Consider the following 10,702-nt stretch of genomic DNA (forward strand, 5'->3'; position numbering starts at 1 on the left):
TCCTAATTTTAAGATCTGAATAAACGTGAATATTGAGTTTCGTGTTTCATGCTCAGCATGGCATAGCGGGGTAAAGCACTACTCAATTGCTCATCTTTAAGTTTTAAAGCCTTCTCTACAGCGTGTGGTACTAGACCATGCAAATGCCACAAAATTCTTTGTCCTGCCATTTGGCCCAATGGGACGGTTTTTACGGCTGCTAAAACCTGATTTTCCAAAACGGTAAAGGTATATGCCGTAAGCACATCCTCTTCTTTAAGTTCTAAACGACCACAGAGCTGCGCATAGACAGGCACAAAACCAAACTGCTTTTTAACCTCAACCGTTTTTTTTAAAACATCTTTAATCCATGCATTTAAAGAAAATGCGAGTTGCTGAGATTCAGCGAGTAACTCTTTACTTTCTCTGCTTGCCTTATACAAATACGCCCAAATCAAGAACTCGTCTGGCTCATCATAATGTTGCATAAGACGCTTAAGTACAGGTAACTCAAAACGTACCAGCAACATTTCAAGCACTTCTTCGAAATAAGCAATTGCTGAGGTTTCATCATGTATTAGGCCAATATCAATGGCGGTTTCTACACCTTGTGAATAACAATACGCTCCAACTGGCAATGCCGTTGAAGACAGTGTCAGCAGTTGCAGTAATTGCGCTGCGTTATGAATGGACATGATGCAAAGCTTTGATTGGGCTTAAACGATGGTCATGACTATGCTGAGCATAGGCACCGCTTTCGGGTTCAAAAGGATGATCTGTTTCTGTTACTGTAAGCCCCAAACCTTCTACCATTTCAGCAAGTACATGATCAGGCTCAAAATATAAAGCTGTTGGTGTCAGCATTAATGGCACATGTCGGTTACCTAAATGATAGGCAGCTTTAAGTAAATCAAAATCGGTTTGAGCAGTAACTCGTATTAACCGTTCAGGCTTGGCATCAACACGTAATACATCCCCCTCTTGCGTTGCAATATATGAACCACTACGCAAAATGCCGGTACGCGGTAAATCAGCACCAATATCGATGCCACTCGCTAAAGCCGCTCGAAAACGTGATTTTTGACGGGTATCAAACGTTAGCTCAACCGTTTCAAATGCCTGATCAGGAGAAATATCTTCAAGACGTTGGGTATAAATTTTCATTTAGCTTTTCTCTCCTTATTTATTTCTTTCATATCTAGAGTAATGAGACATATCATCTCTATAAAATTCATCAAAATAAGAAATAACGCTGTGCCATGGGTAACACTTCAGCAGGTTCACATGTTAATAGTTCACCATCTGCCCTCACCTCGTAAGTTTCGGGATGCACATGCATAACTGGACAATATGTATTGTGTTTCATATCGGCTTTGGTAATTGCACGCGTGTTCTTACACGGACTAATTAACTTTTTGAGGTTTAATTTTTCAGCAACTTTTTCATCTATTGCTGCTTGAGATAAAAAGGTAATACAGGTGTTATGCACACCACGCGGATAAGCCCCAAACATTGGACGATAATGCACGGGTTGAGGTGTCGGAATAGAGGCATTGATGTCACCCATCGGTGCCGCCGCGATCATGCCACCTTTAATAATCATGGAAGGTTTTACACCAAAAAAGGCAGGTTTCCATAACACTAAATCAGCAAGTTTTCCGACTTCGATTGAACCAATTTCATGACTTAAACCATGGGTAATTGCTGGGTTAATCGTATATTTGGCAATGTAGCGTTTAACCCGATTGTTATCATGAAACTCGTTATCACCGTCTAAAGGGCCACGTTGAATTTTCATTTTGTGGGCAGTTTGCCAAGTTCGTAAAATGACTTCACCGACACGACCCATTGCCTGAGAGTCAGAAGACATCATGGCAATTGCACCTAGGTCTTGCAGAATATCTTCGGCAGCAATGGTTTCACGGCGAATACGACTTTCTGCAAAAGCAATATCTTCAGCAATTGCAGGGTCTAAATGATGACAAACCATGAGCATATCCAAATGCTCATCAATGGTATTAATGGTATAAGGTCGAGTTGGATTCGTTGAAGACGGCAACACGTTACTTTGTCCAATTGCTTTTAAAATATCTGGAGCATGTCCACCACCCGCACCTTCGGTATGGTAAGTATGAATGGTACGGTCTTTAAATGCAGCCAGCGTTTCTTCTAAAAAACCACCTTCATTTAAAGTATCCGTATGAATTGCGACCTGAACATCGAACTCATCTGCCACACTTAAACAGTTATCAATGGCTGCTGGTGTTGAGCCCCAGTCTTCATGTAATTTTAATCCAATTACCCCAGCTTTAATTTGCTCTCGAATTGGGTCTGGCAAACTCAAATTACCTTTGCCCAATAGGCCAATATTCATAGGCAAATCATCAATCGCCTGCAACATGGTCGCAATATGCCAAGGCCCTGGAGTTACTGTGGTTGCCGAAGTACCTGCCGCAGGTCCTGTACCGCCGCCAACCATTGTTGTTGTACCCGACATGAGTGCAGTTTCAACTTGTTGAGGACAAATCCAGTGAATATGGGTATCAATACCGCCTGCTGTTAAAATTTGCCCTTCACCCGCAATCACTTCTGTTGCAGCCCCTAAAGGGATGGTAATGTCAGGTTGAATATCGGGGTTGCCGGCTTTTCCTATTTTCCAGATTCGGCCATTTTTTAAGCCAACATCAGCTTTTACAATTCCCCACCAATCTACAATTAAAGCATTGGTAATGACCGTGTCAGCAACTTCATCGGCTAAAAGCTGTGATTGCCCCATCCCGTCACGAATAACTTTGCCACCACCAAATTTAACTTCTTCACCATAGGTCGTTAAATCTTGTTCGACCTCAATAAAAAGCTCTGTATCAGCTAGGCGAATACGATCTCCAACCGTTGGACCAAACATTTCAGCATATGCACGACGTGACATTTTCATAATTTTTTACTCATATCTTTCATTATGGTTGTTATGTTTAATCCAACTTACCCATGACTCGGCCTGCAAAACCATATACTTCTCGCTTACCAGCTAAAGCAACAAGTTCCACTTCTCGGCTTTGCCCTGGTTCAAAACGTATTGCGGTACCCGCTGCAATATTTAAGCGAAAACCCTTTGCTGCTTCACGGTCGAACTGTAGTGCATCATTGGCTTCATAAAAATGAAAATGCGAACCCACCTGAATAGGTCTATCTCCAAGATTAGCCACTACAACTTTTAAAGTTTCTCGTCCGACATTCAGTTCAATGTCAGTCTCTGGAGTAATGATTTCGCCGGGGATCATAAGCGGTCCTTTTATACAATTGGCTGATGAACAGTAACTAATTTCGAACCATCAGGAAAAGTTGCTTCGACCTGAACCTCAGCAATCATTTCCGCTACACCATCCATGACATCTTCACGCTTTAATAAGGTGGTACCGTAATGCATCAAATCACTGACCGTCATTCCATCTCGTGCACCTTCAAGTAAGGCTGCGGAAATAAATGCAACTGCTTCTGGATAATTCAGCTTTAAACCTCGCGCTTTACGACGCTCAGCCACCAAGCCTGCAGTAAAAATGAGTAACTTGTCTTTTTCTGTTGGATTGAGTTCCATATCTCTTTCCTAATAGCATCTAGTTTTCTTTAAGCAAAATGCGTGCTCAAAAGCAGCATACTTGTTTTAATCGTTTTTAAAATACGCAATTTAACGTAAATTAGGTTTTCCAAATTCTTGGAAATTCTTCATCTAAATCAAACCAATAACGTCTCAATCTTGCTCTTATAGCGGCAAAAGCATCATGACAATGCCGTACATCATTTCCTAAAAAACGCGCACACAGTACATCTTCTAGTAACGTCAAAGTCACAGGCACATCCATACGCATAATGAGTTCACGGATGAGTTCAACATGTTGTTCTAAATGAAATGAAGAACGGAATTTCTCAGGAGGTACAGCCCAGAAACTTGCCATCACGGCCTGATTATTCATACCTAAACATGAACTTAACCAGCGATCTCCACCTTCAAAATACAAAGTATCGGCAACTAATAATTTATTTTCACGCCATAACTTAAACTGATTGTGATAACTTCCCTGAACGAAATTTTCAGCCCGAGCCTGTCGACCCAACACCAGCATATCCCATCCAATAAAACTAGCTGTTTGTTCAAGGTGAATATGTGTTTCCGAGTGTGCTACAGCACCATCGAACAACATCGTTTCTTGTGGCATCCACTCTAAAATAGAGTCATTTTTTACAGTCAAATAAATATGCTGAAAAGCTTGTTTGCCGTTGGTTCTATACCATTTCCCAGCTCCAGGCGTGGTAATCACCGCATGTGCCTGCTCTGCTGTTTCAATTTGGAAAGTAAGATGATCACCTCCTGCAATACCTGCTGGTGGATGAACAATAATAGCGTGGCAAACTCCTGTCTTTTCTGGCCAAAGCATTTTTTGCACCCGAACAGGGCCATAATGTTTTCGATGACCCATTATGGTGCGATAATTTTTAAAACAGAAACCGAGCTCTAATTGGGCATACCAAAATGGTGCTGAAGAACTCTGAGAAAATTGTTGAAACCGATTCATTTTGGCTCATTTTTAATAATGGCTTTTTTAATAAGCAAAATATGCACCAAATACAAAAAGAGGTCATTACAAACTTAGAAACAATTTTTTTATTTTAATGAGTTAAAAAACAAGCAATGTCTAACATAAAACCACAGTAAAGCATGGAATTATTTATACAATAGCGCCCATCCTCGCTCTTATAAATTTTTTCCATGAAAATCTTTTTCGTGTTAGTACCTTTTGTATTTTTAACTGGGTGTATTTTTGGCCAATCTAGTGAAGTCAAACGCGCAGAAAAACTATTAAATAATTTTCAATGTAAAAATGTTGAAACAAGTGAAATGCCTACAAGCTCTATCAACTCTTATTACCAACAAACTTTAGCGGTGAGTAAAGATAAAGCCACCTCTTATGTAGAAAGCTATAAAGAAGGTGAAGAATTATTCGCTATGCCTTTAGATGAAGTGGTAAAGAAGCAGTATGAACTTTATAAAGCAGCATGCGACTCTCTAGGTGGAGTTTCTGCACAGCCATAATTTAAAAAAGGTATCCATTAAATCATTCAAATGGATACCTCTACCCCACCAACTTAATTTTAAAAATTACTATTTCAAAGCGTCCAATAAGTATTCACTTTACCTTTTGATAAAATTAAGCAACATAGTAACGCTTTTATTTTCTTTTATTTTTTCCTAGGCTTTAACTACTTTTTATTTTTATTTTGAGGTTTTGGTCATTATGAAAAAATCATTATTAGCAATTGCACTTATGAGTACTCTTCTTGTCGCATGTAATAAACACGAAAATAAAACAGAGACAACTTCTGATGCATCTACCCCTGTGCAAACTACTGAAGCAAGTAATGCTGTTGCCGTAGATACTGAGCATACAGCAGAGAACTCACTAGATTGGAACGGCAAATATAAAGGAACACTTCCATGTGCAGACTGTGAAGGCATTAAAACCGAATTAAAATTAAAAGATGATAAAACTTATGAGTTGACTGAAACTTATTTAGGTAAAGGCGATACAAACCCATTTGAAACCCATGGTAAGTTTGTTTTCGATAAAGACAATACTTCTGTTATTACCTTAGATGATAAAGCTCAAAACCGTAAATTCTTTATTGGTGAAAATACAGCGACTGCTTTAGACATGGATGGTAAAAAAGTTGAAGGTTCTTTGGCTGAACATTATGTGTTGAAAAAAGAAGATTAATGAGTTTTTCAATATAAACAAAAAAACCGCTCATTTGAGCGGTTTTTTTATGAAGTCAATTCTTAGTGAGCTGAGAATTGGTTCATTGTGTTTTTAGAATCGTCACCAGCTTTAAGTGCGTTCTCACCAGCGAAGATTTCTTTGTGGTCATCACCAATATCTGAACCAGCCATTGCTTGGTGTTTCACACATGCGATACCGCCACGGATTTCTTTACGTTGTACGCCAGCAACATAAGCTAACATACCTTGGTCACCGAAGTAACCTTGTGCTAATTCATGAGTAGAAAGAGCAGCAGTGTGGTATGTAGGAAGTGTGATCAAGTGATGGAACACACCAGCTTCACGCGCAGCGTCTGCTTGGAAAGTACGGATTTTTTCATCAGCATCAGCAGCTAATTCAGTGTTGTCGTACTCAGCGCTCATTAATTTAGCACGGTCGTAAGCAGACACATCTTTACCTTCAGCAACCCAACGGTCATACGCTTGTTGACGGAAGTTTAAAGTCCAGTTGAATGATGGGCTGTTGTTGTAAACAAGCTTCGCATTTGGAACAACTTCTTTAACACGGTTAACCATGTGTGCAATTTCTTTTACGTTTGGAGTCGGAGTTTCGATCCAAAGTAAGTCAGCACCATTTTGAAGGCTAGTGATACAGTCAAGTACAACCCGGTCAATCTGAGTGCCTTCACGGAATTGATATAAACCAGAAGCTAAACGAGTTGGGCGGTGTAACTTGCCGTCACGTTTAATTAAGATTTCATCATCAGTTGCTTCAGAGATATCAATTTCTTGAGTGTCTAAGTAGCTAATATATTTAGATGCGATGTCGCCTGGTTCTTTAACTACTGGGATGCTTTGAGTAAGGTCAGCACCTTCAGAGTCAGTACGAGCAACGATAACACCTTCTTCTACACCTAATTCTAAGAATGCATAACGAAGAGCATGGATCTTAGCGATGAAGTCAGCATGTGGAACAGTTACTTTACCAGCTTGGTGACCACATTGTTTTGCATCAGATACTTGGTTTTCGATTTGAAGCGCACAAGCACCAGCTTCAATCATTTTCTTAGCAAGTAAGTAAGTTGCTTCTTCGTTACCGAAACCAGCATCGATGTCCGCAATAATTGGCACAACGTGAGTTTCGAAGTTGTCGATTTGAGCTGTGATTTCAGCTACTTTCGCAGAGTCACCTGCTTCTTTTGCTTTGTTTAAAGCACGGAATAAGTCATTTAATTCTTTTGCATCAGCTTGACGTAAGAAAGTGTAGATTTCTTCGATCAAAGCAGGTACTGAAGTTTTTTCGTGCATAGATTGGTCAGGAAGTGGACCGAATTCTGAACGAAGTGCAGCAACCATCCAACCAGAAAGGTAGATATAACGTTTGCTAGTAGTACCGAAGTATTTTTTGTTAGCAATCATTTTTTGTTGAGCGATGAAACCATGCCAGCAACCTAATGATTGAGTATATTTGCTTGAATCAGCATCGTATTCAGCCATATCACGACGCATAATCGCAGCTGTATACTTAGCAATATCTAAACCAGTTTTGAAACGGTTTTGAAGTTGCATACGAGCAGCATCTTCTGGGCTAATGTCTGCCCAAGTGTTGCCGAATTTTGATTTTAATTCACGTACTGCATCAATCGCTGTTTGATATGTAGTCATGATATTGTCCTGTATTCATTTTAGGATTTCATCGATCGAAGCCTAGAGTCATGTTACTTAAATTTCTTATGACACCAGCTGCTTCTTCATGTACACAGCTTAGACTTAGCCAATCAATTAATCCAATATCCTTGGTTAATCTTCAGTATTTATTTAAAAAATATACCAATAAATCGATATTATAAGTAAAACTAAAAAACATAACACTTTGTTTATAAAAACAAAATAATCCTAAAGGAGTATAGTATTTTGATCAAAAAACTCTCCAAGTTTTATTTTTATACAATTTTTGAGATTTTTCCATTCATTTTTAGTATTAAAAGTCAATTGTAAATTAGGCGACTTTTGCCAATGGAAAAAGTCAATCAACATGCTAGAACAATACTAAATATTAATTAAAAATATTTCTTCCATAACTACAAATATAAAAACATATCAACGATAACAAAATCGAGCATTTGAGGTGCTTTTCAGGCATACTTAATTTCAACAAAAAATGTCGTTTTTCTCATCATTTTTTCACACAATGTTCTTTAAATATGGCATAATTTGAAACAATTTTAGGGTTTTATTTTCGGTATTTTTTTTATGAATCTGGAGCGGGTAGATCTTAATCTATTAATATATCTTGATGTTCTTCTTCGTGAAAAAAATGTTACTCGCGCAGCCGAACAGCTTGGTGTTACTCAGCCTGCCATGAGTAATATTTTACGCCGTTTGCGTAATTTATTTAATGACCCTCTCCTGATCCGTTCATCTGAAGGGATGACACCGACAGAACGTGCACTTGAATTACAACCACGTATTCGTGATGCCCTTTCTGATCTTTCCATGATTTTGGAACCGCGTACCGAATTCCGCCCTTATACCAGTAATCGCGTTTTCCGTATTATGACTTCTGACTATGCAGAAGCGACCCTAGTCCCGCGTCTTGTTAAAGCCCTACGTTCTGAAGCACCTAACGTTGTACTCGATTTTCTTACACCAAGTGATGTGTCATATAGAGACATGGAACAAGGTAAAGTTGATTTAGCTATTAACCGCTTCAATGAAATACCACAAAGTTTCCACCAAGTTTTAGTTTGGCGTGATAGCTTTAGCTGTATTTTAAATGACAAACACCCTGCTGTTACTCATTTAAATTTAAAAAGCTATTTAGATGCTCAACATATTTGGGTATCTAAAACTGGTATGGGTGTTGGTTTTGGGGTAAACCCAGATAAACAAGGTGGCCTAGGCTGGATTGATCAAGCATTAGAACGTATTGGTCAACGTCGTAAAATTTCTGTATTTACGCGTCACTATCAAATGCCAGCATTGCTTGCTCAAAACGTTGACTTGATTGCAACACTTCCAACTCGAATGGCGCGCTTGCAAGCACAAAATCCAAAATTAGTCATTAAAGATCCACCGTTTTATATTCCTGAGTTCGAACTTAAAATGGCATGGTGTCCTCTATTACACCATCATCCAGCTCATCGCTGGTTACGCCAACTTATCCTATTCGTTGCTCGCCAAATGATCGAAGAGGAAAATCGTGAGTTTCTAACCAATAATTCACAATTTTCCCACTATTAAATAAATTTTAATTTAATTGTCTCTTTCCAACATTATCTTAAGCGCTGAGCAATCAATCTGATTACCTCAGCGCTTTTTTGTGTTAAAACATAGTCATAATAATGATGATCCTCGGGTGATTTGTGAGTCTCTTTCAAAATATCATTATCATCGTACTGCTCATCATCGCAGCAGGCTTTTTATCTTTAACTGAAATTGCTCTAGCTGGTGCCAGAAAAGTAAAGTTAAAAATTTTGGCCGAAGCTGGCGAAGAACGTGCTCAACAGGTACTTGATTTACAAGAACAATCTGCAGACTTTTTTGCAGCATCCCAAATTGGTCTAAATGCTGTCGCAATCTTAGGCGGTATTTTGGGTGAAGCTGCATTTCGTCCTTTCTTTGTCAACTTAGTTGACCGCTTTTACCAAGGTCCTTGGACACAAACAATTGGTTTTGCCCTATCTTTCACCTTGGTAACTTCTTTATTTATTTTATTTGCCGATCTCATGCCAAAACGTTTGGCTATGATTGCACCTGAAAAAATCGCAATTAGTGTCATTAACCCTATTCAGATTTTTATTAAAATCTGTAAGCCTTTAGCTTGGGGAATCAACGCAATTGCAAACTTGTTATTCCGCTTATTTAAAGTAAATACAACACGTGAAGACAATATAACTTTTGATGATATTTCAGCAGTTATGGATGCTGGTGCCCAAGCAGGCGTACTTCAGAAACAAGAACATCACTTTATTGAAAATGTATTTGAACTTGAAGAACGCACAGTGCCATCAAGTATGACCACGCGTGAAAATGTTGTTTACTTTACTTTAAATGAACACGAAGACAGCATTCGACAAAAACTGGCAGAATATCCTTATTCTAAATTTTTGGTGTGTAATGAAAATATTGATCAGGTCATTGGTTATGTAGATGCAAAAGACTTTCTGGTTCGTATTTTAAATAATCAATCACCTACACAGTTAAATGAGTCTACTATTCGTAACGTTCTGATGATACCAGATACATTAACACTCTCAGAATTGCTCGATCGCTTCCGTTCAACAAAAGAAAAGTTTGCCGTTGTAATTAATGAATATGCGCTTGTGGTTGGTGTAATTACACTAAGTGATATCATGATTACCGTTATGGGTGACTGGGTTACCCCTATTGAAGAAGAACAGCAAATTATTAAACGCGATAATAACTCTTGGTTGATCGATGGTAGTACACCTATTGAAGATCTTAAGCATGCGCTTGAAATTGATGAAATGCCTGATGAAGAAAACTATGAGACGCTCGCAGGTTTTATGATGTACCGTTTACGCAAAATTCCTCGTCCAGCAGATTTTGTAGAATTCGGTGGTTATAAATTTGAAGTCGTCGATGTAGACCATTTTAAAATTGATCAGTTATTAGTAACCCGCGTATTAGAAAAATCTGATTTACAACCTCCATCAGATGAAAATTGATTTATTTTGGTGCAAAATATCCTGCTAATCAAAGCAGGATATTTTTTAATACAATATATATCTTTTAAACTAACAGTTATTTTAAATATATTTATATTAAAAGTTTAATTTATTATCTTAATCATATTTTCAAATATATAAATTAACTCATTCATTAAAATAAAATTTTTAATTTAATAGAAATAAAAAATTGCATATAAAAGAATTTACAGCTTCCTGTTTCTTGTGTAACGTAAGCATTACAAGCATTGTAAATGGG

Annotated in this window: 11 protein-coding genes; 4 read left to right on the forward strand and 7 right to left on the reverse strand. The window is 38.2% G+C overall.

What is annotated here, in order from left to right; translation table 11 throughout:
- Nucleotides 1-8: 8 nt before the first annotated feature.
- The 6 genes from ACH8JV_RS17275 to ACH8JV_RS17300 all read right to left on the reverse strand — a co-directional run bounded on the left by ACH8JV_RS17275 (nt 9) and on the right by ACH8JV_RS17300 (nt 4,550).
- Complete coding sequence (locus ACH8JV_RS17275; protein ID WP_396522716.1) at nt 9-674, reverse strand: urease accessory protein UreF; 666 nt, start codon at nt 672-674, stop codon at nt 9-11.
- Nucleotides 661-1,143, reverse strand: coding sequence for an urease accessory protein UreE (ureE, locus tag ACH8JV_RS17280; protein WP_396522718.1), 483 nt, complete (start codon nt 1,141-1,143; stop codon nt 661-663). The genes ACH8JV_RS17275 and ureE overlap by 14 nt, the downstream gene beginning before the upstream one ends.
- Before the next feature lie 70 nt (nt 1,144-1,213).
- Nucleotides 1,214-2,914 carry an urease subunit alpha gene (ureC, locus tag ACH8JV_RS17285; protein WP_396522720.1) on the reverse strand — a complete coding sequence of 567 codons (1,701 nt, stop codon included), beginning with the start codon at nt 2,912-2,914 and terminating at the stop codon, nt 1,214-1,216.
- A 37-nt stretch (nt 2,915-2,951) separates the two neighbouring features.
- A complete protein-coding gene (locus tag ACH8JV_RS17290) occupies nt 2,952-3,260 on the reverse strand; it encodes an urease subunit beta (protein ID WP_396462659.1) in 309 nt (102 codons plus the stop codon).
- Between the two features lie 11 nt (nt 3,261-3,271).
- Nucleotides 3,272-3,574, reverse strand: a complete 303-nt coding sequence (gene ureA, locus ACH8JV_RS17295; RefSeq protein ID WP_039248685.1) for an urease subunit gamma — start codon at nt 3,572-3,574, stop codon at nt 3,272-3,274.
- A 100-nt stretch (nt 3,575-3,674) separates the two neighbouring features.
- Nucleotides 3,675-4,550 (reverse strand): urease accessory protein UreD, encoded by an 876-nt coding sequence (locus tag ACH8JV_RS17300; protein ID WP_396522722.1) that lies wholly within the window; start codon nt 4,548-4,550, stop codon nt 3,675-3,677.
- A 194-nt stretch (nt 4,551-4,744) separates the two neighbouring features.
- On the opposite strand from ACH8JV_RS17300, the gene ACH8JV_RS17305 reads away from it, so the two are divergent.
- Complete coding sequence (locus tag ACH8JV_RS17305) at nt 4,745-5,068, forward strand: hypothetical protein (RefSeq protein ID WP_188198314.1); 324 nt, start codon at nt 4,745-4,747, stop codon at nt 5,066-5,068.
- A gap of 202 nt (nt 5,069-5,270) precedes the next feature.
- A complete protein-coding gene (locus tag ACH8JV_RS17310) occupies nt 5,271-5,750 on the forward strand; it encodes a copper resistance protein NlpE (RefSeq protein ID WP_396522724.1) in 480 nt (159 codons plus the stop codon).
- Between the two features lie 62 nt (nt 5,751-5,812).
- On the opposite strand, the gene ACH8JV_RS17315 is transcribed toward ACH8JV_RS17310, so the two are convergent.
- Complete coding sequence (locus ACH8JV_RS17315) at nt 5,813-7,417, reverse strand: isocitrate lyase (protein ID WP_002054455.1); 1,605 nt, start codon at nt 7,415-7,417, stop codon at nt 5,813-5,815.
- A 588-nt stretch (nt 7,418-8,005) separates the two neighbouring features.
- On the opposite strand from ACH8JV_RS17315, the gene ACH8JV_RS17320 reads away from it, so the two are divergent.
- Both ACH8JV_RS17320 and ACH8JV_RS17325 read left to right on the forward strand, forming a co-directional pair.
- Nucleotides 8,006-8,995 carry a LysR family transcriptional regulator gene (locus tag ACH8JV_RS17320; protein ID WP_001047619.1) on the forward strand — a complete coding sequence of 330 codons (990 nt, stop codon included), beginning with the start codon at nt 8,006-8,008 and terminating at the stop codon, nt 8,993-8,995.
- A gap of 122 nt (nt 8,996-9,117) precedes the next feature.
- Entirely contained in the window at nt 9,118-10,443 is a 1,326-nt protein-coding gene (locus ACH8JV_RS17325) for a hemolysin family protein (protein WP_311072087.1), read from the forward strand.
- Nucleotides 10,444-10,702: the final 259 nt, after the last annotated feature.

Source organism: Acinetobacter sp. ABJ_C5_2 (genome assembly GCF_044538485.1).
Taxonomy (GTDB): Bacteria; Pseudomonadota; Gammaproteobacteria; order Pseudomonadales; family Moraxellaceae; genus Acinetobacter; species Acinetobacter nosocomialis_A.

Bases quoted from the DNA above. Each gene is read 5' to 3' on its own strand.
- ACH8JV_RS17275 (WP_396522716.1), bottom strand. From the start codon at position 674: ATGTCCATTCATAACGCAGCGCAATTACTGCAACTGCTGACACTGTCT.
- ureE (WP_396522718.1), bottom strand. From the start codon at position 1,143: ATGAAAATTTATACCCAACGTCTTGAAGATATTTCTCCTGATCAGGCA.
- ureC (WP_396522720.1), bottom strand. From the start codon at position 2,914: ATGAAAATGTCACGTCGTGCATATGCTGAAATGTTTGGTCCAACGGTT.
- ACH8JV_RS17290 (WP_396462659.1), bottom strand. From the start codon at position 3,260: ATGATCCCCGGCGAAATCATTACTCCAGAGACTGACATTGAACTGAAT.
- ureA (WP_039248685.1), bottom strand. From the start codon at position 3,574: ATGGAACTCAATCCAACAGAAAAAGACAAGTTACTCATTTTTACTGCA.
- ACH8JV_RS17300 (WP_396522722.1), bottom strand. From the start codon at position 4,550: ATGAATCGGTTTCAACAATTTTCTCAGAGTTCTTCAGCACCATTTTGG.
- ACH8JV_RS17305 (WP_188198314.1), top strand. From the start codon at position 4,745: ATGAAAATCTTTTTCGTGTTAGTACCTTTTGTATTTTTAACTGGGTGT.
- ACH8JV_RS17310 (WP_396522724.1), top strand. From the start codon at position 5,271: ATGAAAAAATCATTATTAGCAATTGCACTTATGAGTACTCTTCTTGTC.
- ACH8JV_RS17315 (WP_002054455.1), bottom strand. From the start codon at position 7,417: ATGACTACATATCAAACAGCGATTGATGCAGTACGTGAATTAAAATCA.
- ACH8JV_RS17320 (WP_001047619.1), top strand. From the start codon at position 8,006: ATGAATCTGGAGCGGGTAGATCTTAATCTATTAATATATCTTGATGTT.